25 protein-coding genes are annotated in these 26,943 nt (G+C 71.9%); 12 read left to right on the top strand and 13 right to left on the bottom strand.

Annotated features, from left to right (window positions below; translation table 11 throughout):
• Together ACFOVU_RS08445 and ACFOVU_RS08440 are read right to left on the bottom strand one after the other, a co-directional pair.
• Window positions 1-1,018 (bottom strand): ABC transporter permease (locus tag ACFOVU_RS08445; RefSeq protein WP_378531542.1); only part of this gene is annotated, 1,018 nt, incomplete at its 3' end.
• Window positions 1,019-1,024: 6 nt separating this feature from the next.
• Window positions 1,025-1,774 carry an ABC transporter ATP-binding protein gene (locus ACFOVU_RS08440; RefSeq protein WP_378531612.1) on the bottom strand — a complete coding sequence of 250 codons (750 nt, stop codon included), beginning with the start codon at window positions 1,772-1,774 and terminating at the stop codon, window positions 1,025-1,027.
• 319 nt (window positions 1,775-2,093) lie between these two features.
• Between ACFOVU_RS08440 and ACFOVU_RS08435 the strand changes: the two genes are divergently transcribed.
• The 3 genes from ACFOVU_RS08435 (at window position 2,094) to ACFOVU_RS08425 (ending at window position 6,327) form a co-directional block, all read left to right on the top strand.
• Window positions 2,094-4,073, top strand: a complete 1,980-nt coding sequence (locus ACFOVU_RS08435; protein WP_378531540.1) for a sensor histidine kinase — start codon at window positions 2,094-2,096, stop codon at window positions 4,071-4,073.
• A 317-nt stretch (window positions 4,074-4,390) separates the two neighbouring features.
• The gene (locus ACFOVU_RS08430; RefSeq protein ID WP_378531538.1) at window positions 4,391-5,683 is read left to right on the top strand and encodes a sensor histidine kinase; all 1,293 of its coding nucleotides are present in this window, start codon (window positions 4,391-4,393) and stop codon (window positions 5,681-5,683) included.
• Complete coding sequence (locus tag ACFOVU_RS08425; RefSeq protein WP_378531536.1) at window positions 5,680-6,327, top strand: response regulator; 648 nt, start codon at window positions 5,680-5,682, stop codon at window positions 6,325-6,327. The genes ACFOVU_RS08430 and ACFOVU_RS08425 overlap by 4 nt, the downstream gene beginning before the upstream one ends.
• A gap of 97 nt (window positions 6,328-6,424) precedes the next feature.
• On the opposite strand, the gene ACFOVU_RS08420 is transcribed toward ACFOVU_RS08425, so the two are convergent.
• The 3 genes from ACFOVU_RS08420 to ACFOVU_RS08410 form a co-directional block, all read right to left on the bottom strand.
• The gene (locus ACFOVU_RS08420; RefSeq protein WP_378531534.1) at window positions 6,425-7,450 is read right to left on the bottom strand and encodes a phosphotransferase family protein; all 1,026 of its coding nucleotides are present in this window, start codon (window positions 7,448-7,450) and stop codon (window positions 6,425-6,427) included.
• 55 nt (window positions 7,451-7,505) lie between these two features.
• Window positions 7,506-8,171 (bottom strand): TetR/AcrR family transcriptional regulator, encoded by a 666-nt coding sequence (locus ACFOVU_RS08415; RefSeq protein WP_378531532.1) that lies wholly within the window; start codon window positions 8,169-8,171, stop codon window positions 7,506-7,508.
• Window positions 8,172-8,300: 129 nt separating this feature from the next.
• The gene (locus ACFOVU_RS08410) at window positions 8,301-9,266 is read right to left on the bottom strand and encodes a glutathione S-transferase family protein (RefSeq protein WP_378531530.1); all 966 of its coding nucleotides are present in this window, start codon (window positions 9,264-9,266) and stop codon (window positions 8,301-8,303) included.
• Between the two features lie 202 nt (window positions 9,267-9,468).
• Between ACFOVU_RS08410 and fabG the strand changes: the two genes are divergently transcribed.
• The 3 genes from fabG (at window position 9,469) to ACFOVU_RS08395 (ending at window position 12,053) form a co-directional block, all read left to right on the top strand.
• Window positions 9,469-10,176, top strand: a complete 708-nt coding sequence (gene fabG / locus ACFOVU_RS08405) for a 3-oxoacyl-[acyl-carrier-protein] reductase (protein WP_378531528.1) — start codon at window positions 9,469-9,471, stop codon at window positions 10,174-10,176.
• 164 nt (window positions 10,177-10,340) lie between these two features.
• The gene (fabI, locus tag ACFOVU_RS08400) at window positions 10,341-11,105 is read left to right on the top strand and encodes an enoyl-ACP reductase FabI (RefSeq protein WP_378531526.1); all 765 of its coding nucleotides are present in this window, start codon (window positions 10,341-10,343) and stop codon (window positions 11,103-11,105) included.
• A gap of 102 nt (window positions 11,106-11,207) precedes the next feature.
• Window positions 11,208-12,053 carry an SDR family NAD(P)-dependent oxidoreductase gene (locus tag ACFOVU_RS08395; RefSeq protein ID WP_378531524.1) on the top strand — a complete coding sequence of 282 codons (846 nt, stop codon included), beginning with the start codon at window positions 11,208-11,210 and terminating at the stop codon, window positions 12,051-12,053.
• A gap of 46 nt (window positions 12,054-12,099) precedes the next feature.
• Here the strand turns inward: ACFOVU_RS08395 and ACFOVU_RS08390 are convergent, their stop codons facing one another.
• Window positions 12,100-12,747, bottom strand: a complete 648-nt coding sequence (locus ACFOVU_RS08390; RefSeq protein WP_378531522.1) for a nitroreductase family protein — start codon at window positions 12,745-12,747, stop codon at window positions 12,100-12,102.
• Window positions 12,748-12,928: 181 nt separating this feature from the next.
• Here ACFOVU_RS08390 and ACFOVU_RS08385 point away from each other — a divergent pair, with 181 nt between their 5' ends.
• Together ACFOVU_RS08385 and ACFOVU_RS08380 are read left to right on the top strand one after the other, a co-directional pair.
• Entirely contained in the window at window positions 12,929-13,426 is a 498-nt protein-coding gene (locus tag ACFOVU_RS08385) for a MarR family winged helix-turn-helix transcriptional regulator (RefSeq protein WP_378531520.1), read from the top strand.
• Window positions 13,416-13,844, top strand: coding sequence for a pyrophosphohydrolase domain-containing protein (locus ACFOVU_RS08380; RefSeq protein WP_378531518.1), 429 nt, complete (start codon window positions 13,416-13,418; stop codon window positions 13,842-13,844). The genes ACFOVU_RS08385 and ACFOVU_RS08380 overlap by 11 nt, the downstream gene beginning before the upstream one ends.
• A 698-nt stretch (window positions 13,845-14,542) precedes the next feature.
• Here ACFOVU_RS08380 and ACFOVU_RS08375 read toward each other — a convergent pair.
• On the bottom strand, window positions 14,543-16,075 hold the full coding sequence (locus ACFOVU_RS08375; RefSeq protein ID WP_378531516.1) for an HNH endonuclease: 1,533 nt from the start codon (window positions 16,073-16,075) through the stop codon (window positions 14,543-14,545).
• 407 nt (window positions 16,076-16,482) lie between these two features.
• Here ACFOVU_RS08375 and ACFOVU_RS08370 point away from each other — a divergent pair, with 407 nt between their 5' ends.
• The 4 genes from ACFOVU_RS08370 (at window position 16,483) to ACFOVU_RS08355 (ending at window position 20,376) form a co-directional block, all read left to right on the top strand.
• A complete protein-coding gene (locus ACFOVU_RS08370) occupies window positions 16,483-17,019 on the top strand; it encodes a VOC family protein (RefSeq protein WP_378531514.1) in 537 nt (178 codons plus the stop codon).
• Window positions 17,012-17,815, top strand: coding sequence for a MerR family transcriptional regulator (locus ACFOVU_RS08365; RefSeq protein ID WP_378531512.1), 804 nt, complete (start codon window positions 17,012-17,014; stop codon window positions 17,813-17,815). Before ACFOVU_RS08370 ends, ACFOVU_RS08365 begins: the two co-directional genes overlap by 8 nt.
• Before the next feature lie 357 nt (window positions 17,816-18,172).
• A complete protein-coding gene (locus tag ACFOVU_RS08360; protein WP_378531510.1) occupies window positions 18,173-19,114 on the top strand; it encodes a cyclase family protein in 942 nt (313 codons plus the stop codon).
• A 323-nt stretch (window positions 19,115-19,437) separates the two neighbouring features.
• Window positions 19,438-20,376: a cyclase family protein gene (locus tag ACFOVU_RS08355; protein ID WP_378531508.1), complete on the top strand. Its 939-nt coding sequence runs from the start codon at window positions 19,438-19,440 to the stop codon at window positions 20,374-20,376.
• Between the two features lie 236 nt (window positions 20,377-20,612).
• Here the strand turns inward: ACFOVU_RS08355 and ACFOVU_RS08350 are convergent, their stop codons facing one another.
• The 6 genes from ACFOVU_RS08350 to ACFOVU_RS08325 all read right to left on the bottom strand — a co-directional run bounded on the left by ACFOVU_RS08350 (window position 20,613) and on the right by ACFOVU_RS08325 (window position 26,910).
• Window positions 20,613-22,397: an ATP-binding protein gene (locus ACFOVU_RS08350; RefSeq protein WP_378531506.1), complete on the bottom strand. Its 1,785-nt coding sequence runs from the start codon at window positions 22,395-22,397 to the stop codon at window positions 20,613-20,615.
• A 91-nt stretch (window positions 22,398-22,488) separates the two neighbouring features.
• Window positions 22,489-23,175, bottom strand: coding sequence for an HAD family hydrolase (locus ACFOVU_RS08345; RefSeq protein ID WP_378531505.1), 687 nt, complete (start codon window positions 23,173-23,175; stop codon window positions 22,489-22,491).
• A 111-nt stretch (window positions 23,176-23,286) separates the two neighbouring features.
• A complete protein-coding gene (locus ACFOVU_RS08340; protein ID WP_378531503.1) occupies window positions 23,287-24,267 on the bottom strand; it encodes an AfsA-related hotdog domain-containing protein in 981 nt (326 codons plus the stop codon).
• Between the two features lie 50 nt (window positions 24,268-24,317).
• Complete coding sequence (locus tag ACFOVU_RS08335; protein WP_378531501.1) at window positions 24,318-25,421, bottom strand: beta-ketoacyl synthase N-terminal-like domain-containing protein; 1,104 nt, start codon at window positions 25,419-25,421, stop codon at window positions 24,318-24,320.
• Between the two features lie 3 nt (window positions 25,422-25,424).
• Window positions 25,425-26,645, bottom strand: a complete 1,221-nt coding sequence (locus ACFOVU_RS08330) for a beta-ketoacyl-[acyl-carrier-protein] synthase family protein (RefSeq protein ID WP_378531499.1) — start codon at window positions 26,643-26,645, stop codon at window positions 25,425-25,427.
• Window positions 26,638-26,910: an acyl carrier protein gene (locus tag ACFOVU_RS08325; protein ID WP_378531497.1), complete on the bottom strand. Its 273-nt coding sequence runs from the start codon at window positions 26,908-26,910 to the stop codon at window positions 26,638-26,640. Before ACFOVU_RS08325 ends, ACFOVU_RS08330 begins: the two co-directional genes overlap by 8 nt.
• Window positions 26,911-26,943: the final 33 nt, after the last annotated feature.

Here is a 26,943-nt window from a genome sequence, read left to right as displayed (position 1 = left end):
CGGCTTCGCCGCCGAACCATGCGCCGGCAGCGCCGACGCCGATCCCCGCCAGCACCCCCAGCGCCGACGCCACCAGGCCCACGATCAGCGCCTCCAGCAGGACACTGCGGAACACCTGCCCCCGCGAGGCGCCCACGCAGCGTAGCAGCGCCAGCTCCCGCTGCCGCTGGGCGAGCAGGATCGCGAACGTGTTGTAGATGACGATCGACGCCACGAGCACCGAGATCAGGGCGAACAACAGCAGCGCCGTGCCCAGCAACCCGACCTGGCCCCCGGAGTCGCGCGCCAGTTCCTCGCCCATCACCTGGCCGGTCACGACCTCGGCCCGGTCCCCGGCCGCGCCGGCGACCGCGTCGGCCACCTGCTGATCGGGGGTGCCTTCGGTCCCCACCACGTCGATCTCGGAGAAGTCGTCGCGGCCCGTCATGGCGGCGGCGGTCTCGTGGGTGAACGCGACGGCGCCGCGGTAGGCCAGCTCGGCGTCGACGCCGACGTCGATCAGCCCGGTGACTTCGAATTCGTGCCGTTCGCCTTCGGCGTCGAGGACGGTGATGGTATCGCCGATCCCGTACCCGGTGGCGTCGGCGGTGACGGTGGCCAGGGCGGCCTCGTCGTCGGCCTTGGGCAGCGCGCCCTCGTCCGCCCGGTGGCGGATCACCCCGCCCACGGAGATGCCGGCGGTCGGGATGGTGCCGACGGCCCGGCCGTCCTTGTCCAGCAGTCCGGCGTTGCCCTTGATGATGCCGTCGGCACCGTCCACCTCGGGCAGGGCGCGGATGTCGTCGAGCACGCCGGCCGGCAGGTCCTCCTCGCCGTCCTGTGTCCCGTCGTACGCGGGCCGGGCCACGGCTTCCAGCGAGTCGGCCGAGCCCATGACCCGGGCGCTGTAGGCCGCGCTGAGCGTGTCGCTGAACACCAGCGTCCCGGCGACGAACATGACCCCCAGGGCGATGGCGAGTGCGGTGGTGACCAGCCGGCCCTTGTGCAGGCGCAGGCCGGCCATCGTGGTTCGGAACATGGCGGCCTAGGACTCCAGCTTCACGAGGCGGTCGAGGACGATCTCGGCGGTGGGGGCGTGTACCTCGTCCACCAGGCGGCCGTCGCGCAGGAAGACGACGCGGTCGGCGTAGGCGGCGGCGACGGGGTCGTGGGTGACCATGACGATCGTCTGGCCCATGTTCGCGGCGGAATCGCGGAGGAACGCCAGCACCTCGGCGCCCGACCGGGAATCGAGGTTGCCGGTGGGCTCGTCGGCGTAGACCACCTCCGGCGCGCCGAGCAGGGCGCGGGCGACCGCGACCCGCTGCTGCTGGCCGCCGGAGAGCTTGGACGGCAGGTGGTCCAGGCGATCGCGCAGGCCCACCACATCGACGATGCGGTCGAAGCGCTCGCGGTCCATCGTGCGCTTGGCGATCTGCGCCGGAAGCAGGATGTTCTGCTCGGCGGTCAGCATCGGCAGCAGGTTGAACGACTGGAAGATGAACCCGATGCGGTCCCGGCGCAGCCGGGTGAGCTCCTTGTCCTTGAGCCGGGTGATGTCGGTGCGGCCCAGGTGCACGGTGCCCGAGGTGGCGGTGTCCAGGCCCGCGAGGCAGTGCATCAGGGTGGACTTGCCCGACCCGGACGGCCCCATGATCGCGGTGAAGGCGCCGCGGGCGAACTCCACGCTCACGCCGTCCAGCGCGTGCACGGCGGATCCGGACGTCCCATAGACCTTGGTCAGATCTCGTGTGTAGGCAGCGGGTGGCGCCTGGGTGTACTGCGCTCCGGCCAACGCGGCGGTCTCGCTCACGTCTCCCTCTTTCTTCCCGGTTGGTGACACCGGAGACGCTAGGCCCGCTCGGCGGGGCGGGTCGTCGGCCGCGCAGCCGATTTCCGGGAGGGCGTTAAGGAGGGGGCCGGGGCCGTCCAAGGGCTTAAGCACCGTGCCGCCCATCGACTTTCGTCGTAACCCCCGCCAGGTGCCCTCGCTCGCGATCACCGCCGGGTTCTGAAGTGACCTGCGACGAAGCGGTGCGCCGACTTTCGTCGTCCCGCTATGCCGCTGCGGCACACGATGATCTTCGGCCTGCGGGCCCCATACACTCCGGCGCATGGGTGACGACACTGTGCAACGCCGTGCCTTCCGGTCAGGGGAATGGCCGCTGCGGATCGGGGGGTGGCTGTGGGACCGGCGCCACAGGATCGCCGACTGGGCCCTTGCCATCGGTCCCTTCCCGATCTTGCTGTTCAACGTGATCGCGCTGCCACACGGCCCCTTCCACGTCCTCGTCGAACGGATCTCTACGGATGCGCAGGGCCGCCAGCTGGAGGCGGATATCGCCTGGAGCGCCCTCAGCGCCATCGCGCTGGGCGCAGTAACGGCGGTGTCGCTGGCGACGCTGTTCCGCCGCTCCCGGCCCGCCCTTCTGCTCACCGTCGCCGTGGCCATGGCCTTCGGCTTCGGCGACGGCTTCCCGATCGCGCTCGCGCTCTTCTCCTACGCGTCCTGGTTCAGCCACCGGCGGCGGTCGCTGGCCATCTGGACCGCGGTCATGGTCGGCGTGATCGGGATCTGCACCTACTTCTACGCCTACGACGGCGGCGGAGGCTTGGTCGAAGCGGTGGTCTTCGCGACCATCCTGGTGGTCGCGTTCCCCCTGACCGCCGGCCTGTTGGCGGGCACCCGGCGCCGGCTCGGCGAGGACCCGCCCGAACGCGCCGAGCGGCTCGAACGCGAACAGCACCTCCTGGCCGAGCAGGCCGTCAACGGCGAGCGCACCCGCATCACCGGGCAACGCGGCGCCTTCCCGTCAGGGGCGTGGCCGCCGTGGATCGTGGGGTGGCTGTGGGACCGGCGCCACTGGCTTGCCGATTGGGCCCTTGCCATCGGTCCCTTCCCGATCTGGGTGTCCGCCATGATGCTGCTCAGCGGCCCCTTCCGCACCCTCTCCGACCGGGCCCTTCCGGGCACCTTGGTCCCGGAGGACTTCGCCTGGATCGCCATCATGCTCGGCGGGGCGACGACGGTGTCGCTGGCGACCCTGTTACGCCGCTCCCGGCCGGCCATCCTGCTCGCCGTCGCCGCGGTCCTGGTCTTCATCTTCGGCAACGGCTTCCCGATCGCGCTGGCGCTCTACTCCTACGCGTCCTGGTTCATCCACCGGCGGCGGTCGCTGGCCATCTGGACCGCGGTCATGGTGCTCGGTGTGATCTGGAACGACGTCTACGCCAACGTCTTCAACGGCGGCGAGGACCTGATCGGGTCGGCGCTCTTCGTGACCACGCTGGTGGTCGTGTTGCCCCTGACCGCGGGCCTGTGGGTGGGCACCCGGCGCCAGCTCATCGACAACCTGCATGAACGCGCCGAACGGCTCGAACGCGAGCAGCACCTCCTGGCCGAGCAGGCCATCAACGGCGAGCGCACCCGCATCGCCCGCGAGATGCACGACATCGTCGCCCACCGGGTCAGCCTCATCGTGCTGCACGCCGGCGGGCTGGAGGTGTCGACGGCAGAGTCGAAGACCGCCGATACCGCCGGGCTCATCCGCACCACCGGCCGCGAAGCGCTCGCGGAGCTGCGCGAGATCCTGGGCGTCCTGCGCAGCAGCGACGACGCCGCCCCCACCGCGCCGCAGCCGGTGCTGGCCGACCTGGCGCGGCTCATCGGGCAGTGGCGCACGGCCGGCACATCGGTGGAGTGGGTGACGACCGGGACGCCGCGCGCCCTACCACCCAGGCTGGAGCGCACCGGCTACCGGATGGTCCAGGAGGCGCTGACCAACGCGGGCAAGCATGCACCGGGCTGCCCCGTCACCGTACGGCTGGGCTACGGCGATCACGACCTGGAGATCGTGGTCGCCAACGAGCCACTCCCCCCCGACATGGGGCCTGACACCGGGCCCGCCGCCGAGCCGCCGCCCACGAGCGGCTACGGGCTGGCCGGGCTGCGCGAGCGGATCGCCCTTGCCGGCGGAACACTGTCGGCGGGTCCCTTCCCCGACGGCGGATGGCAGGTCCGCGCCGTCGTTCCGATCGACGGGGCGGCCGAAGAGAGCGAGAACGAGGACGAGGACGAGCGAGTGGCACGGTGATTCGCACGGTCGTGGTGGGCGACGAAAGCCGGGGCGGTCACGGCTGATGCCAGGTCGGCGCGGTGCGGCGGGTCGTCGCCCGCGCACCCGATTTCCGGTACGGGACGGACAGGCGGTCGGCGAGGCCGCCCAGCGGCCTTAAGCAGTGCCCCACCCCCGACTTTCGTCGTGGGTGCGCTACCGGAGGCGGCGCCACCGGCCTCCCCCCAGCGCGGCCGTGAACTGCGACAACGCGGACACACCGACTTTCGTCGCCCCGCTGTGCCGCTCCGGCCTGCGGTGACGTCCGGCCCCGCAGGCCACATACACTCCGGCGCATGGGTGACGACACTGTGCAACGCCGTCCCTTCTGGCGGGAAGAGTGGCCGCCGCGCATCGGGGGATGGCTGTGGGACCGGCGCCACGGGATCGCCGATTGGGCCCTTGCCATCGGCCTCTTCCCCCTCTGGGCGGTCTCCACGGCCGGGCTGCCGGACGGCCCGCTCGACACCCTCGCCAACAAGGTGGGGCCGACAGGCTCCTCGGTCGAGGCGACGCTCGTCTGGATGGCGATCATGTTCACCGGCGCGACCGCGGTGTCCGTGGCGACCCTGTTCCGCCGATCCCGCCCCGCCGTCCTGCTCACCGTCGCCGCGGCGCTGGCCTGCGGCTTCGGTAACAGTTTCCCGATCGCGCTGGCGCTCTACTCCTACGCGTCCTGGTTCATCCACCGGCGCCGGTCGCTGGCCGTCTGGACCGCGGTCATGGTGTTGTGCGTGATCTGGATCTACACCTATGTCCCCGGGGGCGGGGGATGGGGCATGGCACCGCCGACGATCATGGTGACCATCCTGGTGATCGCGTTCCCCCTGACGGCCGGCCTGTGGGTGGGCACCCGGCGCCAGCTCGTCGCGAACCTGCACGAACGCGCTGAACGGCTCGAACGCGAACAGCACCTCCTGGCCGAGCAGGCCATCAACGGCGAGCGCACCCGCATCGCCCGCGAGATGCACGACATCGTCGCCCACCGGGTCAGCCTGATGGTGCTGCACGCCGGCGGGCTGGAGGTGTCGGCGGCGGAGCCCAAGACCGCCGACACGGCCGGGCTCATCCGCACCACCGGCCGCGAAGCGCTCGCCGAGCTGCGGGAGATCCTGGGGGTCCTGCGCAGCGGCGACGACGCCGCCCCCACTGCGCCGCAGCCGGTGCTGGCCGACCTGGCGCGGTTGATAGGGCAGTGGCGGACGGCCGGCATGCCGGTGGAGTGGGAGACGACCGGGACCCCGCGTGCGCTGCCGCCCAGGCTGGAGCGCACCGGCTACCGGATGGTCCAGGAGGCGCTGACCAACGCGGGCAAGCACGCGCCGGGCTGCCCCGTCACCGTACGGCTGGGCTACGGCGACCGCGACCTGGAGATCGTGGTCGCCAACGAGCCACTCCCCGACATCGGGCCCATCACCGAGCCCCCGCCCGCCAGCGGCTACGGGCTGGCCGGGCTGCGCGAGCGGATCGCCCTGGCGGGCGGAACACTGTCGGCGGGTCCCTTCCCCGACGGCGGATGGCAGGTCCGCGCTATCGTTCCGATCGACGGGGCGGCCGACGAGGACGAGGACGGGGGAGCGGCACAGTGATCCGCACGGTCGTGGTGGACGACGAACAACTGGTGCGGTCGGGGCTGCGGATGATCCTCGACGCCGCCGACGACATCGAGGTGGTCGCCGAAGGCACCGACGGATCCGAGGCCGTCGACCTGGCGCGGCGGCTGGCCCCCGACATCATGCTGCTCGACATCCGGATGCCCAACACCGACGGCCTGACCGCCGCGGCCGAGCTCGCCGCCCTCCCCGAGCCGCCGAAGGTGGTCCTGCTGACGACCTTCGACCTCGACGAATACGTGCACCAGGCGCTGCGCGCGGGCGCGGTCGGGTTCCTGCTCAAGGACACCCCGCCCCGCGACCTCATCGCCGCCGTGCGCACCGTCGCCGACGGCAACGCGATGCTCGCGCCCACCATCACCAAGCGCATGCTGGAGCGCTTCGCCGCCCCGGCACGGCCCGGCGCCGCGCAGGCGGCCGACCGGCTGGCCGTGCTCAGCGGCCGTGAGCGCGACGTCCTCACCGCCGTCGCCCGCGGGATGTCCAACGCAGAGGCGGGCCGCGCCCTCGGCATGCGCGAGGCGACGGTGAAGGCCCACGTCAGCCGCATCCTCGCCAAACTGGGCATGACCAACCGTGTGCAGGCGGCCATTCTGGCGCACGACGCGGGGTGGACGTAGTCGGGGCGGTACTGCATGACCAACGACCAACCGGGTGCAGGCGGCCATTCTCGCGCACGACGCCGGGTGGACGTAGCGTCCTCAGGCACGGATCCGCCTAACCCCGCCCCTCCATCCGCGCCAGCCCGCCCTCGATGAGCCCGGGCACGACCTCCCCGATCCGGTCGAAGTCCGCGCCGACGGTCCGGCCCTGGGCGAACCGGTAGTGGATGCCCTCCAGGATCACGGCGATCTTGAAGAAGGCGAACCCGACGTACCAGTCGAGGTCGGCGACATCGAGGCCGGAACCGCGGGCGTAGCGCTCGGTGATCTCGTCGGCCGCGGGGTAGCCCGCCGCCAGGTGGGCGTCGCTCACACCCGAGCCGACGGGCATCGCCGGGCTGCCGTAGGCCAGGAGCAGCCCGAGGTCGGTCAGCGGGTCGCCGAGCGTGGACATCTCCCAGTCGAGCACGGCGGTGATGCGGTCGGCGCCGTCGACCAGCATGTTGTCGAGCCGGTAGTCGCCGTGGACGACCGCCGGGGCCGGCGGGTCCGGGAGCCGGGCGGCCAGCCGCCGGTGCAGCTCGTCGACGCCGGGCAGCTCGCGGCTGCGCGACGCGTCGAGCTGCTTGCCCCACCGGCGGAGCTGACGGGCCGTGAACCCCTCAGGGCGGCCGAAGTCGGCGAGTCCGGCGCCGACGGGGTCGACCGCGTGCAGGGCCACGAGAGTGTCCACCATCGACAGCACGATGGCGCGGGTACGCGTGGCGCCCAGGGCGTCGAGCTCGCCGGCCCGCCGGAACGGCGTCCCCGCCACGTACTCCATCACGTAGAACGGCGCCCCGATGACATCGGAGTCGGGGCACGACAGGACGGTGCCCGGAACGGGGACCGGGGTCCCCTCCAGCGCGCTGATGACCCGGTGCTCACGGCCCATGTCGTGTGCGGTCGGCAGCACGTGGCCCAGTGGCGGCCGGCGGACCACCCAGCGGTGGTGGTCGTCGGTGACCAGGTAGGTGAGGTTGGAGCGGCCGCCCGCGATCAGCTCGCCGTGCAGATCGGCCCGGACCAGGCCCGGGAGCGCGGAATCGAGGTGGGCGCGCAGCTTGCGCAGGTCCATGCCCGGGGGGTCCGACTCGCCCATGGGAGCGAACATACCACCCGGTCGGTCAGGCAGAGGGGCAGCGGGGACGACCGTCTCACCCGCGCAGCGGTCCAGGCTCACGGGGATCCGGCCGCAGCGCATCCAGAAGGAGCCGGGCGTAGTGGCCGCCGATCTCCTCCGGGGACAGCCGGCCGTCGGCGCGGTACCAGGTGCTCAGGTGGTGGACCGACCCGAAGTAGAAGTCCACGACGATGTCGGCCGGCACCCCCGCGGTGAAGGCGCCCTCGGCCTGGCCCTCGGTGATCAGCGAGCGGAACAGCTCGTGGTAGCGGCGGCGCTCCGCGCGCACCTCGCGCTGCTTGGCCGCGCTGAGCTGGTGCATCGAGCGCAGGGCGATGCTCGCGTCGTCCAGGTTGGCGATCGTGGTGACGACGACGTCGGCCGCCGCCTCATAGACCCGCTCGGCCACGGGGCCGCCCTGCCCGGCGATCTCCTCCAGCCGGGTCATCTGCAACCTCAGCACCCGGGCGTAGATCTGCGCCAGCAGGTCGTCCTTGGAGTCGAAGTAGTGGTACATCGCCCCCTTGGTGACCCCGGCGGCGTCGACGATCTCCTGGACCGAGGCGCGGTCGAACCCCTTCTCGGCGAAGAGCCGGGTGGCCTCGGCCAGCAGCCGCCGCGGCACCGACCCCTCGGCGGAGCCGATGGCGGACGGGGCCGGCGGTACTGCCGCGTCGCCCCCGCGCGTTCGGACGGCCACAGCTCGGCCTCCCTCTGACGGTCTCTGACGGGATGACCGGATGTCCCCGGCGGACGGTGTGCAAACGGCCGGAGAACGGCCATGAGCACACAATAGACCGCACGGCTCCGGCCACCGTGGTGACACCCGTCACCGATCGCGCGGCGGCGTGTAGTCCAGAACGGGCCCGGCAGGGACGATGCGCTTGGGGTTCAGGGCCCCGTGGGTGATGTAGTAATGCCGCTTGATGTGGCCGAAGTCGGTCGTGTCGCGGAAGGCGGGCCGGGCGTAGAGGTCGCGCGTGTACGCCCACAGGTTGGGGTAGTCCACCAGGCGGCGCACGTTGGCCTTGAAATGGGTGGCGTAGACCGGGTCGAACCGGATGAGCGTCACCCACAGCCGGACGTCGGCCTCGGTGAGCCGGTCGCCGAGCAGGTAGCGGCGCGTCGACAGCCGTTCCTCCAGGTCGTCCAGTGCGGCGAACAGCGGGACGACCGCCTCCTCGTAGGCCTCCTGCGAGGGCGCGAATCCGCACCGGTACACCCCGTTGTTGACCTCGGCGTAGACGCGCTCGTTGATCGCATCGATCTCGGGGCGCAGCGCCTCCGGGTAGAGGTCGGTGTCCTCGCGGGCGAGGCCGCCGAACGCGGAGTTCAGGTCGATGGTGATGTCGGGGAAGTGGTTGCTCACGATCCGCCGGGTCCGCGTATCCCACAGGACGGGCACCGTGATGTTGCCGTCGTAGCCCGGCTCGGTGGCCTCGTAGGCCTCCCTGAGCAGGGTGAAATGTCCCACGGTGTCGGGGCCGTGCCCGGGGCCCTCGCGGAACGCCCAGCCGCGGCCGTCGCGCACCGGGTCGACGATGCCCACCGAGACCACGTCCTCCAGCCCTTTGAGCCTGCGCACGATGAGACTCCGGTGCGCCCACGGGCAGGCGTAGGAGGCGTAGATGTGGTAGCGGCCGGCCTCGGCCGGGAACTCCGCGGAGCCCAGCCGGCCGCGGAACTGATAGGGCGGGCGCTCGTACCTCGGGCCCTTGGGCTTGGTACTCGATGTGCCATAGTCGCCGTACGCCGCGAAATCGACCGGAGTGGCGGTCGTGACTGCCTGCACCATGGCCTCCCAGCGCCCATGGGGCGCCGCCGTCCGCGCCCCCATCCGCCAGCCTGCCACACCCGGTCGCAGGGGCTTCGAAGGGAGAGGTGGCCCGGCCCGGATTCCGGTACCGGCCGGTAGCTGGATACGCTGCTCTCCGTCCCATCCATGGTCGTCCATGCCCATCACCGCGCTCGTGAGCGCATTCGGAGGTGCCCTAGATATGTCACGATCGGCACTGGTCACCGGCGGAAGCCGGGGGATCGGCCTGGCCATCGCCCGCGAACTCGCCGCGAGCGGGGACGACGTCGCCGTGACGTACCGGTCCGGCGAACCGCCGGAGGGGCTGCTCGGCGTCGGCTGCGACATCACCGACACCGCCCAGGTCGACGCCGCGTTCAAGCGGGTCGAAGAGGAGCAGGGCGCGGTCGACGTCCTGGTCGCCAACGCCGGCATCACCAAGGACCAGCTCCTGGTCCTGATGAACGAGGACGACTTCTCCGCGGTCCTCGACACCAACCTCACCGGTACGTTCCGCGTCGTCAAGCGCGCGGTCCGCGGCATGATGCGCAAGCGCCAGGGTGGCCGGATCGTCCTGATCTCCTCGGTGGTCGGCCTCATGGGGTCGGGCGGGCAGGTCAACTACGCGGCGTCCAAGGCCGGCCTGGTCGGGTTCGGCCGCTCGCTCGCGCGCGAGCTGGGGTCACGCGGCATCACCGTGAACATCGTCGCGCCGGGCTTCATCGAGACCGACATGACCGCGGCCCTGTCCGAGGACCGCCAGGCCGAGATCAAGAAGAACGTCCCCCTGGGCCGCTACGGCACGACCGAGGAGATCGCCAAGACCGTGCGCTTCCTGGCGAGCCCGGACGCCGCCTACATCACCGGCGCGGTCATCCCGGTCGACGGCGGCCTCGGCATGGGGCACTGAGCCACCGCTCGGCACGGGGCACTGAGCCACCGCCGTGCGTGGTCTCTTCTTTGGCAGCAGGGCACCGCTCGGCACGGGGCACTGAGCCACCCTCACCAGCGGCACCACCACCGGGTTCCCGCAACCGCCGCCCGGAGAACAAGCAGAACAGGACAGAAGACTCCATGGGAATTCTTGAAGGCAAGCGCATCCTCGTGACCGGGGTGATCACCGACAGTTCGATCGCCTACCACGTGGCCCGGGTCTGCCAGGAGCAGGGCGCCACGGTGATCCTCACCGGCTACGGCCGGCTGAGCCTGGTCGAGCGCATCGCCAAGAGGCTCCCCGAGACCCCTCCGGTGCTGGAGCTCGACGCCACCGACGACGAGCACCTGCGCACCCTGCCCGACCGCATCCGCGAGCACGTCGACGGCCTCGACGGTGTCGTGCACGCGATCGCCTTCACCCCGCAGGACGCGCTCGGCGGCAACTTCCTCAACACCGAGTGGAAGGACGTCGCCACGGCGATGCACACGTCCACGTTCTCCCTCAAGGCGCTCAGCACCGCGGTGCTGCCGCTGATGAAGGACGGCGGGTCTATCGTGGCGCTGGACTTCGACAACAGCGTCACCTACCCGGTCTACGACTGGATGGGCGTCGCCAAGTCCGCCCTCGCCTCCACCGCGCGCTACCTGGCCCGCTACCTCGGCGACCGGAAGATCCGGGTGAACCTCGTCTCGGCCGGCCCGCTGCGCACCATGGCCGCCCGCAGCATCCCCGGGTTCGACGAGCTGGCCTCGGCGTGGCCGCAGCGCGCCCCGCTGGGGTGGAACAACGAGGACCCGGAGCCCGCCGCGCGCGCCATTGTCGCGCTGCTCTCGGACTGGTTCCCGGCGACGACCGGCGAGGTCGTGCACGTCGACGGTGGTTTCCACTCGACCGGCGCGTAGACTTCCCCCCGTCGTCCGCACGGCCATCCGGGCGCCTCCCGTTCGCGGGGGGCGCCCTGGTCGTGTCGGGAGGGTGTCCGGCCGAGGGGAGAGGGAGAGAACGTGGATCTGGGACTCAAGGGCGCGAAGGTCGTGGTCACGGGGGCGAGCCGGGGGATCGGCCGCGCCATCGCGCAGACCTTCGCCGAGGAGGGCGCCGACCTCGCGCTCTGCGCCCGTTCTCCCGAGCCGCTGGAGCGCGCCGCAGCGGAGCTGCGCGAGACCCTCGCCGAGGCGCGCGGGACCGGTGCGGGGGCACACGGCGCCGAGATCGTCCCCGATCCCGACCCCGAGGTGGAGGCGCGCAGCGGCCCGGTGGTCGTGGCCCGGCCCCTGGACGTCGCCGACCCCGAGGAGCGGGAGGCGTTCGTGGCGTTCGCCGCCGAGGAGATGGGCGGCATCGACGTGCTGGTCTCCAACGTCTCCGCGGGCAGCTCGACGGCCCCGGGGATGTGGGAGCGCGGGGTGGACACCGACCTCATGCCGTTCGTGCACCTGACCGAGTACGCCGAGCCCCACCTGGCGGCCTCCGCGCGCGGCGGCGCGGTCGTACTCATCTCCTCGACGTCGGCCCTGCACACCACCGCCCCCTCGGGGCCGAAGGCCTACGGGGCGGTGAAGGCAGCCCTCAACCACTACGCCGCCGCGCTGGGCCGCGCCCTGCCGCCCAAGGGCATCCGGGTCAACACGGTTTCCCCGGGCCCGGTGGAGTTCGAGGGCGGCGGCTGGGACCGCCGCCGCACCGAGGACCCGGCCTTCTATGAGGGCATCCGCTCCCGCATCCCCTTGGGTCGCCTGGCCCACCCGGAAGAGGTGGCGCGCGCTGTGGCCTTCCTCGCGAGCCCGGCGGCCTCCGCCATCACGGGCGTCAACGTCCGTGTCGACGGGGGCTTCCTGGACCAGGTCTGAGGCGGGGCGGGAGCAGGGGGCGCGGCGCGTTTGGTGGCACAGGGGCCTACCAGCGGTCCCAGTGCAGGACGTGTTCGCGGAGGATACGCCGGGCGGGCTTGAAGTCGGTTCCGATCGTGTAGGCCAGCGGGATGAACGCGGCGAGCATGACGTCGTCGTGGGGGACACCGAGGATCCGGGCCAGTTCGGGTTCCAATGGGCCTTGGGCGGTGGTCCACACCGTGCCGAGGCCGCGGGCGCGGGCGGCGAGCATGAAGCTCCAGACGGCGGGCAGGATGGATCCCCACGCGCCGGCCTGGACGGCCACGGGGGCGCGGTCGGTGCGGCCTTCCACCGCCGGGATGACGAAGGCCGGCACGCGGTGGATGTTGTCGGCCAGGTGCCGCAGGCCGTCGAAGACGCGCTCGGTCGAGCCGCGGTGGTGGTTCATGCGCCACAGGTCGTTCTCGGTCAACGGCTGCCCGGCCGCCAGCGGCAGGGCGCGCAGGAACAGGTCGGCCACGGCGCGCCGCTGATCGGGCTCGGTGACAACGAGGAAGTGCCAGCGCTGGCGGTTGCGGCCGGTCGGCGCCTGAACGGCGAGATCCACGCACTCCTCGATCAGGGACCGGGGAACCGGGCGGGTGAGGTCGAGGCGCTTGCGCACCGCGCGGGTGGTGGAGAGCAGCTCGTCGGGGGTGAGGTCCAGGGTCATGAGGGGTTCCTCCGGGGTCTTCCATCTGCCGACAGACGATCTTGATTCGGATGATTGACCGTATGAGGGGAGATCGTCTGCTGTCAAACAATCTTCTGACTGATGAATTTGATACCGTATCGCCACCGCTGAGGAGAGCTCAGGAGATCGGAGAGGGCCGAGAGACCATGACGATGAGACGATGACCAAGACCAAGACCACGGCCACGACCACGACGGCCGACGAACACACCGGGCAGACCTACTTCGCGCGGCTGGCCGCCGAACGGCCGGACATCGCGCTGTGCCGGGCCTCGGCCGTCGTTGCGCGCGCGGCGGAGGCCCACGCGGCGGCACAGGGTCTTGGCGTCGGCCAGCACTTGGTGGTGAAGATGCTCGACGCCGTGGGGCCCTGCTCTCAGCAGACCCTCAGCGAAGAACTGCGCATCGACCGCAGTGTCATGGTCGGAGTCTGTGACGACCTCGAAAGGAGCGGACTCGTCCGACGCGAGCGCAACCCCCGCGACCGGCGCTCCTACGCGGTCACCATCACCGACGCCGGCCGCCGCCGTCTCGCCGAAGCCGAGCAGGAGGTCCCCGGCTTCCTCGGCGAGGTCTTCGGCTCCCTGGACGGTCAGGAGCTCGACCAGCTCACTGCGCTGTTGGGCAAGCTCCTGAACAATGGAGCGCATGGATCATGAACCGATGCGGCGGGTCGCTGAGTTCCACGAGGTGTTCGATGGTGGGGCCAAGGCCGATCTCCCTGATCTCCCCGAACTTGCGGAACACCGCCGGACCTTACTGACCGAAGAGGCGCAGGAAGCCGCCGAGGCCCTCACCGACCTCGCTAATGCCCTGCGATCCGGTGACGATCCGCTCGCTGCGTACAAGGCGGTGGCCAAGGAACTGGCCGATGTCCTCTATGTCACCTACGGCGCCGCAGATGCGCTCGGGATCGACTTGCCGGCCGTCTTCGCCGAGGTCCACCGATCCAATATGAGCAAGCTTGACGCGGACGGTCGAGCCCTCCGCCGAGCCGACGGCAAGGTACTCAAAGGCCCCGGCTACCAACCGCCGATCCTCGACGACGTCGTTAAGTGGCCACCACCCGGTTCCTGAACGCAGGCGATAGGGCGGGGCGGTGAGGGGTCGGCCGGCCCCAATTCCTCCGGTGATTGAGAGTGGCCGTTCAGACGGGCGGCGACGGCGACGAGGGGTCGGGGCGGGCTCGGATCCTCCGGTCGATCGGGTGTTGGGGTTCAAGCGGGCAGCGACGGCGGGTGGGGGTTCAGGGTGGCTCGGACGGTCCGGGTCACCACGGGGCCGGGGTTCAAACGGGCGGCGACGGGGGGTAGGGCCCCGGGACGGCGGTAACGGTCCGGCTTGTGGGGTGGCTTGGGTTCAAGCGGGCAGCGACGGCCGGTGGTGGGGAGGGCCGGGCGGTCGGTGCGCGGGTGGGAGCGGGGTCAGGGTTCAAGCGGGCAGCGACGGCGGGTGAGGCCTGGGGTGGCGCGGACGGTCCCGGCCGGTGCTGTGGCTTGGGTTACGGCGGGCGGCGACGGCCGGCGGTGGGGGAGGGGTTCGTGGGCGGGTCCCGGGTTTGCGGTGGTGGGGGTCCGGTCCCGGAGTCGTGTTCCCCGGCTTCCCTGTGGTTCCCCTGTGCTCCCGGCTCCTTGGGCTCTTCTGGTTCTCCGGGGGTTCGGGGCCTTCCGGGTTCTCTGGGGGCTGGGGGTCCTTCGGGGTTCCTTCCCTTTCCCGGTGTCCCTCCGGGCCTCCCGCGGTCCCCTCCCCGGTCCCTCCTTCCCGGCTTCCGGTGGTCATTGGCTGGGGTAGGGGTCGCGGGTGGTGGTGTGGGTGCGGTTGTGGGGGGTGCGCCAGACCAGGGTTCCCGGGGAGGGCTGGGACAGGTTCCAGCCCGGTGTCTGCTTGAGCCGGTGGTGCCGCCTGCACAACGCGGCCAGGTTGCCCGCGCTGGTAGACCCGCCCAGGTGGTGGGGCATGGTGTGGTCGGCATCGCACTCGACCGCGGGGCGGTTGCAGTGGGGGAACCGGCAGGTCCGGTCCCGGGAATCGATATGCGACCTCAGTAGTGGGGGCGGCCGGTAGGCCGTGGTGCCATCGGCCACCGGGTTTCCGTCCTCATCGACCACCGTGTAGCACCAGCGGGTGGCCTTCGACGTCGCGCCCTTCGCCAGGTCCCGGGCCGCCTCGGCCAGGATCGGCCCGTGCCCCGGGATCTCCCCCAGGCTCCGCGACTCGCTCCCGCCCATCTCCGTGGGCAGCGCCGACAGCGGGATGATCACGTGCAACTTCCCCACCGGCGAGAACGGTGCCGGGTTGGGGGCCGCCATCCCGGGGATGACCACCTGCCCCCGACCCCGGTCCTGGTCCTCGCCCTGTGCCTGGCCGGGGGTGCGGCCGCAGGCGGCGCACCGGGCGGTGGCCGGAGCATCCCCGGCCTGCTCGGCGTGGGTGTCGGTGATGCCGTGCTCGGCGGCATCGGCCGGGATCTCCAGCCCCAGGGTGAGGGGCAGGCGCCCCAGCAGCAGGCCCACGGCGATGTCGGCGCGGATCTGGTCCTGGGTGACCGTCTTGGTCCAGTAGTCCGTGTTCTGAGCGCCGGGGGTGTCGGCGCGCAGGGCGCGGGCGATGGCGGCGATGCGCTGTTCGACGGCGAGGGCGTCGGTGGCGTCGATGTCGGTGATCTCGACCGAGCCGGTTCCGGCTTGCTGGGGGCCGCCGTCGTAGATGCGGAGCTGGCGGTTGGCGATGGTGCGGGCCTTGCGCTCCTCGGCCTTGGCCGGGTCGAGCTCCGCCACGGTCTTCTTGGCGAGGTTCATCAGCGCGCGGCCGGACTTGTCGCCCATCTTGGCGAGCATGCGGGTGGCGTAGGCGGCGGTGGTGGCCGGGTCCCAGTCCTCGGGGGCGGCGTCGGCGACGACGCGGGTGCGGTACTCGTCGACCTGCCCGGTGAGCAGGGCGTCGTGGAGGGCGGGGAAGGTCTCGCCCAGCCTCTGGGCGTGGGCGAGGCGGGCTCCTGCGAGGCCGGGTGGGATGCCGAGTTCGCAGCCGATCTCGGCTGCGGCGTCCTCTTCGGCGGAGACCTGGAGGGGTGCGGGGGCTTCGCGCTTGCGGGTGCGGGTGAAGGTGGCCATCGCGTCGAGCTGGAAGGCCTCCAGCCACCGCTTCGCCTGCTCGGCCCGCACGATGAGGTCGAGCTGCTCATCACCGGTCAGGGTGGCGGTGTCGAGGGTGAGCATCCACTCCGGCATCAACCCCCCGGCCAGCACGGGCGGCGGGTCGTCGGGGGTCACCTCCTCGCGGAGGGCGGTGGTGGGGGGAGTGCTCATGACCTCATTCTATCGAACACCTGTTCGCAACACAAGGAGTTATTTGATGATTTCTCTGGGTGGTTCGTGCTGGTGGGGCGTAAACCCGGGCACGCCCGGCACCCCCACCCAGGCCCCACCGGGGGGCCGCCGCCCGGCTGCGGCCCCTCCGCCCACCACCACCCGGGCCGCCCCGACCCGCACACCACGCACGCGGGCCACGCGACCACCGGCCGGGGCCCACTGCTCACCGTCGCTGCCCGCTTGAACGGCAACCCCGCGCCCACCCGGACCGGTCCGCGCCACCCCGAACCACCACCCGCCGTCGCTGCCCGCTTTAAGCCCGAGCTGTGAGGGCCGGAGGAGAGTATGAGTGGCCTCCGCCATGGCTTGACCCTCACGTAGCGTGAGGCCGGAGAGTGGGGCCCATGAGCGACTACTACAACGCCTTTGAGGTGAGCCCCGTACCCGCTCCCGGCCCGGATGCGGTTCCGCCGGAGCCGTTTCGTGGCATCTATGGAATGCCCGCGTTCGCGACGATCCCTACGAGCGATCTGGCTGCGTCGACGGACTTCTGGGTTCGTGGGCTCGGGTTCTTCGAGCTGTTCGGTATCCCCGGCACCCTCGTGCATCTGCGCCGGTGGGCGTTCCAGGACGTACTCCTCGTCTCGGCGGAGAGCGTTCCGGAGCAGGCACCGGCGATGAGCGTCAGTTTCGCGTGCGTGCTCGGACAGGTCGACGCCATTGTCGAGGCCTGTCGCGCCGTGCGCCCGGACTCGGTCGACGGTCCCCGGGATACCCCCTGGAACACCCGCGACGTGGAGGTGATCACCCCCGAGAACGCACGGATCGTCCTCACCGCGGCGAAGCCCTTTGATCCGGCCAGTCAGGAGGCGCGCAACCTTGAGGCCATCGGGATCACCCCACCGGGCTTCGGCCGCGGCGACAATGGGGAGCATGCCTGATCCCACTGACGCCGATGGCCTGACCGTCGGTCAGGTCTCGGCGCGCCTGGGCGTGACGGTCCGCGCGCTCCACCACTGGGATGAGATCGGTCTGGCGCGACCGTCGCTGCGCACGGCCGCCGGGTACCGGCTCTACACCGCCGGTGACCTGGAACGCCTCCACCGCATCGTCGTCTACCGTGAGCTCGGACTCGGCCTGGACAGGATCGGGGCCCTCTTGGACGACTCGGCCGCGGACGTTCCCGGCGCATTGCGCGCGCAGCGCACCCAGGTGACCGAGCGGATCGACCGCCTCCGGCAGCTCAGTACCGGACTGGACCGGATGATCGACGCCCACGAGCGCGGCCTGCTGCTGACCGTAGAGCAGCAGGCCGCGATATTCGGCCCCCAGTGGAACCCGGACTGGCCCGCTCAGGCCCGTCGGCGCTACGGGGACACGACGCAATGGCAGCAGTACGCCGAGCGCGCGGCCTCTCGCAGTCCGGAGGAATGGCAGGCCATCGCCGACGCCGTTGCCGACCTCGACCACGCCCTCAGGGATGCGATGGACGAGGGCATCACCCCCGGCAGCCCGGAAGCCAATCACCTCGTCGAGCGGCATCGCGAGCTTTTCGCTTCGTACTTTCCCCTCACCAGGCAGATGCAGGTCTGCCTCGGCCGCATGTTCGAGGCCGATCCGGGCTTCGCCGCCCACTACGACGGCATCCGCGCCGGCCTCGCCGGCTGGTTCCGTCGGATCATCGACGCCAGCGCGCGCACCCATGGCATCGACCCCGACGCCGCGACCTGGCAGTAGAGACGCGGGGCGGGTCCCCAAGCCTTCACCCTTCCGAGTGGCGGGCGCTGTTGGCTGATCTCGACTCGCTGTAGCGTCTGCGTCCCTCTCCGGCCTCCTCTTCCCTTCCGCGGGAGTGGGGGCCTTCGTCATGTCCGGTGGTCGATCGCCGCACTGCACAGCCGAATCGGACGATCTTGTCCGAATGGACTAACGAGTCCGCTTATCCTTCGCGCCCATGGCTACCGAATGGCTCGACATCCAACCGAACCATGCCTTACGCTCATCAGGTCATGGAGATTGCACAGACTCCAGATGCTTATCAGCATTCGAATAGTTCCGACCGAAGGGGTGGGGCCCGTGTGCGGTGCCGATGTGATGCGACAGATCGACTACGGCGAGGCCGGTGCCAAGCCGCTCGGTGATGCCAATCCGCACGTGCGCCGGGCCGGGAAGGACGGCCGGGTACAGATCGCCGGCGAGGTCGAGGCCCCCGGCCCGCGGGTGTCGGCGGGCATGTTCTCGCGGCGCAACATGTTCAAGCTCGGCGGCGCCGGGGGTGCGGCCGCTGTGCTGTCGCTGCTGCCCACCGGTGCAGCCGCCTACGCGGACAGCCGGGGCCTGGCCAACGCCACGGTCACCGACCTCACCCACACGCTCAGCCCCGACTTCCCGATCTTCTACCCGCTGGCCGACCCGCCCAGCTACGAGCCCCACCACGTCATCGGCGAAGAGGGCTTCAACACGCTGATCATGACGCTCGACGAGCACAGCGGCACCCACATCGACGCCCCCGCCCACTTCAAGGACGGCCAGGGCCCCTACGTCGACGAGATCGAGCCCAACCAGCTCATCGCGCCGCTGCGCGTCATCCGCATCGCCGACCGCGCCGCCGAGGACGACAACACGCTCCTCAACGTCGACGACATCCGTCAGCACGAGCGCACCTACGGCAGGATCCCCAGTGGCGCCTTCGTCGCCATGGACTCCGGGTGGAGCGCGCGGGTGGACCGGCCGGGGGAGTACCTCAACGAGCAGCCCGACGGCACCTTCCGCTGGCCCGGGTTCGGTGCGGACGCCACCGCCTTCCTGGTCGACCAGCGGGGCATCGTGGGCATCGGCGCCGACACCACGAGCCTGGACGCGGGCGTGAACGACGGGCCGGAGTGCCACCAGATCCTGCTGCCCACGGGCCACTACGGGATCGAGAACCTGAACAACCTGGGCAGCGTCCCCGACCGCGGCGCGACCATCGTCGTGGGCGCCCCCAAGCACCGCGGCGGCTTCGGCGGCCCGGCCCGGGTCTTCGCCCTCACCTGAGCCCGGCCGCGCGGCGCCGGCCTTCGGCCCGCGTGCGGCCGACGACGGCCCCCCTGCGACGACCCCGTCCTTCCTCCCGGGCGGGGTCGTCGTGGTGGCGGGGGCTTTTCTGCGTTCCGGGGGAAGTCCACGGGGGCCGGAGGCGGGGGTGGCGGCCGGGGTGGCTGACCACTAAGCGGACTCCTTGTTCTCAGATTAAGTGGACAGGGAAGTCTCAGATGTCTTAGGGTCATCAGTGTGCTGGCAGAGCGCTCTACAGCCGCACTTCCAAGGCCACCACTGTCTCCCCATTGAAAGGCCCTGCCATGTGCGGTGCAGATGTCATGCGGCAGATCGACTACGGAACGTCCTCGGGCCTACCCGTCGGTGACGCCAACCCCTATGTCCGGCGTACGGGTCCTAACGGCACCGTCCAGATCTCCGGCGACCCCGAGGCCGAGCGTCGTTCGCTCGCCTCCCGGGCGTTCTCCCGCCGCAACATGTTCCGCTTCTCCGGCGCTTCCGGGATCGCCGCCGCGCTGTCCATGCTCCCCGCCGGTGTGGCCGCCCACGCCGACACCAGCGGTGTGCTCTCCGGGACGGTCAAGGACCTCACCCACACGCTCAGCCCGGACTTCCCCTACTTCTACCCCGCCATGGACCGGCCGGTCTTCGAGGACACGCACTCCATCGGCGAACACGGCTTCTACTCGCGCAACGTCACCCTCGGCGAGCACGTCGGGACCCACATCGACGCCCCCGCCCACTACGTCGAGGGCGGCGCCACGATCGAGGAGATGCCCGTCGAGAGCCTGGTCGCGCCCCTGTGCGTGCTGCACATCGCCGACCGTGCCGCCGAGGACCCCGACACCGTCGTCACGGTCGAGGACATCCGTGCGCACGAGAGGAGGTACGGCGCGATCCCCAACGGGGCGTTCGTCGCCATGGACTCCGGGTGGGCCGCGCGGGTGGACGTGCCCGACGCGTTCCTCAACGAGGGCTCCGACGGCCTCTTCCACTGGCCCGGGTTCTCCGCAGAAGCCGCCGCCTACCTGGTGGAGAGGCGCTCCATCGTGGGCGCCGGCGTCGACACCACCGGCCTCGACCAGGGGATCGCCGAGGCCCCCGACGCCCACCAGATCCTGCTGCCCGCGGGGCTCTACCTCGTGGAGTGCCTGAACAACCTCGACACCGTCCCCTCGCGCGGGGCGACCATCGTGGTGGGCGCGCCGAAGAACCGCGGCGGGTCGGGCGGCCAGGTCCGGGTCTTCGCGTTCGCGTGAACGACGGCGGAGGTGCGGTGGCGGCACCGCACCTCCGCCCGCCGTCTCCACCCGGCCGTGCGCGCCGCCGAGTCAGGACGGGGCACGGCGTCGCTCCGCGGTCCGGGTGGCCTTGGGCGGCGGCACCGCTCCCGCGGATGCCGCCGCCCAAGGTGTTCTTCGGTGTTCTTCAGTGTTCTTCGCTTCTCCAGGGGCCCGCCTGGTCACGGTTCTTCGTTCTTCCGGGGCCCGCCTGGTCACGCGCCGATCGTGCAGATCGCCGCGCCCGAGGCCAGGGTGTCGCCCAGTGCCGCCGCGAGCCCGCTCACCGGGCCCGATCGGTGGGCCGTGATCTGCTGCTCCATCTTCATGGCCTCCATGACCAGGATCAGGTCGCCCTCTTCGACGGTGTCGCCGTCGGCGACCGCGACCTTCACCACGGTGCCCTGCATCGGCGAGGCCAGCACCGCCCCCGATGCCGCGCCCCCCGCCGCCCCCGTTCGGGCGGAGCGGCGCGGGCGGGGGCGGGCCGGGCCCGCAGCGGGGGTTCCGGGACCGGTCGCCGCGGCCAGGCCGGCGGGGAACGTCACCTCGATGCGCTTGCCGCCGATCTCCACCACTGCCGTGGCGCGTTCGCCGGCGGGGTCGCCCTCCTCGGCCGGTGCGCCCTCCCACGGGTCGATCCGCCCGCCGAAGCCGCTCTCGATCCAGCGGGTGTGCACCGTGAACGGGCCGCTCCCGCCGCCGGTCTCGGGCGCGAACGCGGGGTCGGCGACCACCGCGCGGTGGAAGGGCAGCGCGGTCGCCATCCCGCCCACCTCGAACTCGGCCAGGGCGCGCGCCGCGCGCTCCAGCGCCTGGCGGCGGTCGCGCCCGGTGACGATGAGCTTGGCGAGCAGCGAATCCCAGTTCGCGCCGATGACGGTCCCGGCCTCGACGCCGGAGTCCAGCCGCACCCCGGGCCCCGACGGCGGCCGCCACACCGCCACTGTGCCCGGCGCCGGGAGGAACCCCCGGCCGGGGTCCTCGCCGTTGATCCGGAACTCCAGTGCGTGCCCGCGCACCTCCGGGTCGGTGTAGCCGAGCTCTTCGCCGTCGGCGATGCGGAACATCTCGCGCACCAGGTCGATGCCGGTCACCTCCTCGGTGACCGGGTGCTCGACCTGGAGCCGGGTGTTGACCTCCAGGAAGGAGACCGTGCCGTCGGCGCCGACGAGGAACTCGCAGGTGCCCGCCCCCACGTAGCCCGCCTCGCGCAGGATGTCCTTGGACGCCCGGTACAGCGCCGCGGTCTGCTCCTCGGTGAGGTAGGGCGCGGGCGCCTCCTCCACGAGCTTCTGGTGGCGGCGCTGGAGGGAGCAGTCGCGGGTGGAGACCACGACGACGTTGCCGTGGGCGTCGGCCAGGCACTGGGTCTCGACGTGGCGCGGGCGGTCGAGGTAGCGCTCGACGAAGCACTCGCCCCGGCCGAACGCCGTCACCGCCTCGCGCACCGCCGACTCGTACAGCTCCGGGATCTCCTCCAGGGCGCGGGCGACCTTGAGCCCGCGGCCGCCGCCGCCGAAGGCGGCCTTGATCGCGATCGGCAGCCCGTGCTCCTCGGCGAAGGCCACGACCTCGGCGGCGCCCGAGACCGGGTCGGCGGTGCCGGCCACCAGCGGGGCGCCGACCTTCTGCGCGATGTGGCGGGCCTGCACCTTGTCGCCGAGGGCGCGGATGGCGTCGGGCGGCGGGCCGATCCAGGTCAGCCCGGCGTCGATCACCGCCTGGGCGAAATCGGCGTTCTCGGCGAGGAACCCGTACCCCGGATGCACGGCATCGGCGCCCGCGGCCTCGGCCGCCTTCAGGACCTTCTCCCCGTCCAGGTAGGAGTCGGCCGGCGTCCCGCCCCCGAGCGCGTGCGCCTCGGAGGCCGCGCGCACGTGCGGGGCGTCCCGGTCGGGGTCGGCGTAGACGGCGACGCTGTCGAGCCCGGCGTCCCGGCACGCCCGGGCGATGCGGACCGCGATCTCTCCGCGGTTGGCGATGAGTACCCTGCGCATGTCGACCTGACACCCTCTCTGGTTCTCACATGGACGACGCCGGTGAGGGCCGCCCGCTGTCCGCGGGCGGGTCACCGGCGTTCACCGCTGCTCAGGCGGCGGGGAGCCCTTCAAGGACGGGCCAGCCGTTGGCGGCCGCCTCCGTCCGCATCTCGGCGTTGTCGCCCACGACCACCGGGTGCCCGACCAGGGTGAGCAGTTCCAGGTCGGAGGTGTGGTCGCCGTAGGCGTGGCAGTCGGCCGCCGACACCCCCAGCTCGGTGATCAGCTCGCGGGCCGACCGCGCCTTGCCGTCGCCGATCATCGACCGCAGGACCTCGCCGGTGTAGACGCCGCCCTGCTCCTCCAGCCGGGTGCACAGCACGGCGTCGGCGCCGGCGTGCTCGGCCACCGGGTCCAGGCACGCGGTGAACGAGCCCGACACCAGCACCGTGTTGAGGCCGGCCGCGCGGTGCCGCCGCAGCGCCGCCAGGACGTCGCCGTTGAACAGGCCGCCCTCGGCCAGGCGCTTGTCGAACCACGCCTGCCCGTGCTTGGCGACCTCGGCCGTGCTGTACCCGGCGAAGCGCCGGTAGAACAGCCGGTTGCCCTCCTTGCGGGGCATCCCGGGCTTCAGCAGGGACCGGGCCTGCTCGCGCAGCCGGGCCTGCTCGTCCTCGCTGTGGCCGATGGCCGCGAGGAAGAAGTCGTAGAAGTCGAACATGCTCTTGATGGTGATGAGCGTCTCGTCGACGTCGAAGAACGCGAGGGCGCGCGGGGCCGCGGTCTCGGCCGGCATGGGGGCCTCCTGGGCGAAGTGGGCGGTTCGGGGATGCGGGTGTCGGGGCAGGGACCGGGAGAGAGGCGGAGGGGGCGGCGGGACAGGAGGGGCCGGCGGGACCGGCACTCCTCACCCCAGGACGACGGTGATGTCCGCGACGACATCATCCTGCTGGACGGCCGTCAGCCGGTAGGTGTCCGGCTCGGGGGCCGGGGCGCCGGCCAGTGCCACGGGGGCGTCGAGCTCGGCGAATTTGCGGAACTCCCCGTCGAGCCGGACGACCGGGCGGGGCGTCTCCTCGGCGGTGAGGAGGTGGGTGATCTGGCGGGCCGCCTCGCTGAAGACCATGGCGGGCACGTGGTCGTAGGGGTGGTCGTACATGCTGCGGTTGCGGAACGAGCGGGGGCTCAGCAGCGCCTCCACCCCTTCGTCCGTGTGCACGACCCCGTCGAGTACCGAGTTCACCGGGTCGCGGCGGTGGACCCGGGCCGGGTCCAGCGGCTCGGCCGCCGGGTCGGCGGGCAGGGCGAAGGCGTTGGGCACCTCGCCGCCCCGCTGCATGCCGCGCAGCGCGTGGTACTGGTCGGTGGGCGTGCAGCTGACGTCCATGGACAGCCGGCCCAGGGGGCGGCCGTCCAGGCGCAGGTCCATCTCGAACACCAGCCGCCGCAGCCGCCCGCCCCGCTTCTGCCGGGTGGTCACCTCGCCCTCGATGTAGAGGCTGCCGGGCCGCACCCCGTGGGCCATCGCGTCCTGGTCGGCGATGTCCAGCATCCACGACGTCACCATGAAGGTGGTGGACGCCGGGAGGTCGTGGTGGACGTGGGCGGCGTTGGTGACCGCCTGGCGGCAGGCCTCCAGTACCAGCAGCGGGTCGTGCGCCGCAGGCAGGCCCGGGTGGTCGCCGAAGTAGGCGTGGGACAGCGGGAGCTGCGCCGCGGCGACGAACCGCGTCTCGTCCACGGGGCGCGAGTCGGTCAGGAAGACCTCGGACAGCGACCAGCGGTGCACCATGGCACGCGAGACGGTGCGGTCGTAGTCCACGTCGAGCATCGGCGCGGGCTCGGCCGGGGATGTGCCGGCCGCCGGCGGTTGGGTGAGGATCTCCATCGTGTTCTCCAGTGCAAGGCGTATGGGGCGTGGAACGGGGGGCGGCCCTGTCAGCCCCGCTGGACGACCAGGCAGCCGACCTGGCCGTCGGGGCCGAGGGCGGTGACCAGGCCGACGCGCTCATCGGCGTCGGCGGCCTCCGCCTGCCACCGGGCGAGCAGCCCGGCCAGTTGCAGGGATGCGGCGGCGCTGTGGGTCTCGCCGACCACGGGCTGGACGCGCAGGCGCTCGGGGCCGGGGCCGTCGAACACCTCGCGCAGTGCGCGCTCCTCGACGGCCGACCAGCCGCGGCGGCCCGCGCCGCCGACGGCCACCACGCCGACGTCGCCCGCTGCGACGTCGCTGGCCTTCAGCGCGTCGCGGACGGCGTCGGCCAGCCGGCGGCCGATCCCCGCCGCACCCTGCCCGGGGGCGGAGAACCGCAGCTCGCAGGCGAGCAGCCGCGCCAGCGGACGTTCGGCGTCGCGCTCCAGCACGAACACCGCGCCGCCCTCGCCCACGCCGATGCCCGGGCTCAGCCGGCCGGTCCGCTCCCAGGCCCAGGCGCTCTGGGCGCTCAGCTCCTCGACGCTGCCGGCCAGCAGCCGGTCGGCGTGGTCGTTGAGCAGGGTGTTGCGGGCATAGCGCAGCGCCGAGAGCCCGGCGACCGGGCCGCCGGCCAGGGTGGCGTTGACGCCGGTGATCCCGAAGCGGATGGCGGTCTGGCCGGCGGCGGAGTTCATCAGGGTGCCGGGGAAGTGCGACGGGTTGACCATGTAGGGCCGGTCCTGCACGAAGGTGTCGCGGGTGAACTCGGCCAGGCGGCGCACGCTGCCCGCTCCCGATCCCAGCACGATGCCCGTGCGCGGGCGGTCCTCGTCGGCCAGCGGCCGGCCGAGCTGCTCCAGCGCCTGGCCGCAGGCGACCATGCCGAGCTGGTCGGTGCGGGTCAGCCGGCTCAGGCCCTTGTTGCCCAGCCGCTCGGCGGGGCGGAAGTCGGTGACCGCCCGTGCCCCCGCGCCCGGGAACCCCTCGCCGCCAGGGGCGTCGGGCCCCTCGGGCACGGCCGGGGGCGCCGACACCGGGCCCGCGAGCGCCGCGGCCAGCGGCGCGAGCCCGGATCCGGCGGGGCTGAAGACCCCGCACCCGACGACGTCGATCGCGGTGACGCTCATGGCTCAGGACACCTTTCCGAAGACCGTGATGGCGTTGTTGCCGCCGAAGGCGAACCCGTGGTTCTGCACCACCCGCGGGGATGCGTCGCGCCCGGTGCCGGGGACGCAGTCGACGTCGCCGAGCTTCGGGTCGACTGTGCGCACCGTCGCGCTGGGCGGCAGGAAGCCGTCCTCGAGCGCCATGCAGCAGACCAGCGCGCCGAACCCGGCGGCGGCGCCCATCGTGTGGCCCAGCATCGACTTGATGGAGCTGATCGGCGGCAGGGTGTCGCCGAAGACCTCGCGGACCGCCGCGACCTCGGTGCTGTCGTTGGCGGGGGTGCCGGTGCCGTGCGCGCAGATGTAGTCGATGTCGCCGGGCTTGACCCCGGCGTTGAGGTGCGCGCGCCGGATGCACTCGGCGATGGAGGCGGCGTAGGGGTTGGTCATGTGCTTGGCGTCGCAGGTCATCCCATAGCCCAGCACCTCGGCGTAGATGTGCGCGCCGCGGGCCTGGGCCGACTCCAGCGACTCCAGCAGCAGGGCCACGCCGCCCTCGGCGGTGACGATGCCGTCGCGCTCGGCGTCGAAGGGGCGCGGGACGTCCTCGGCCAGCGCGCCGAGCCGGTGGAACCCGGCGTGGGTGGCCCGGTTGGAGGCGTCGGCGCCGCCGCACAGCATGACGTCGGCGTCACCGCTGCGGATCTGCTCGAAGCCGTAGCCGATGGCGTAGTTGCTGGCGGCGCAGGCGGTGCCGAAGGTCTGCGCCTCGCCGCCGAGGTCGAGTTCGGCGTTGACCGCGGCCGCGATCCGCCCGGCGTCGGCCTGGGCGACCAGCTCCGGGTCCAGCCCGGCCAGGCCGTCGCCGACCCACTGCGCGGACAGCCGCTCCAGGACCGCCGATTCGCCGTTGGTGGTGCCGAAGCTGCTGCCGGCGCGGGTGCGCGACAGCTCGTCGGGGTCGAAGCCGGAGTCGGTGACGGCCTGCCGCGCCGCCGCTGCGGCGAACCGGCCGCTGTGCCCCCACTGCTCCGGGTCGATGCGCCGGAGGTGGTCTTCGGGGGCGAAGCCGCGGACCTCGCCGGCCAGGGTGTGGACGAAGCCCTCGGAGTCGAACGCCTCGATGGGACCGATGCCGCTGCGGCCCGCGCGGACCGCCGCGGTGAGCGGCCGGGCGCCGATGCCCAGGCTGCTCACCGCGCCGAGACCGGTGACCACAACGCGGCGCGCAGGCCGGTCAGACACCCGAGACCTCCTGCACGGCGTGCTTGGCGACGATGTCGTAGGCCGTGGACAGGTCGTCCAGGTCGGTCAGCTGGTCCTGCGGAACCGTGATGCCGAGGTCGCGCTCGAACCGGGAGAAGATCTCGATGCTCATCAATGAATCGGCTTCAAAGTCATCGGCGAAACTGCTCTGCTCGGTGAGCTGGTCCACATCGACCTCCAGAACGTCGGCGATGATTTCGCGGACCTTGTCGCGCAGTTCCACGGAAATGGTGATCTCGGTCATACTCGTGTCCCATCTCTGCTGATCGCCGGTTCG

This window comes from Nocardiopsis sediminis (genome assembly GCF_042650565.1).
GTDB classification, from domain to species: domain Bacteria; phylum Actinomycetota; class Actinomycetes; order Streptosporangiales; family Streptosporangiaceae; genus Nocardiopsis_B; species Nocardiopsis_B sediminis.
The sequence above is the reverse complement of the archived record's forward strand: the minus strand, read 5'-3'. Positions and strand labels throughout refer to the sequence as shown.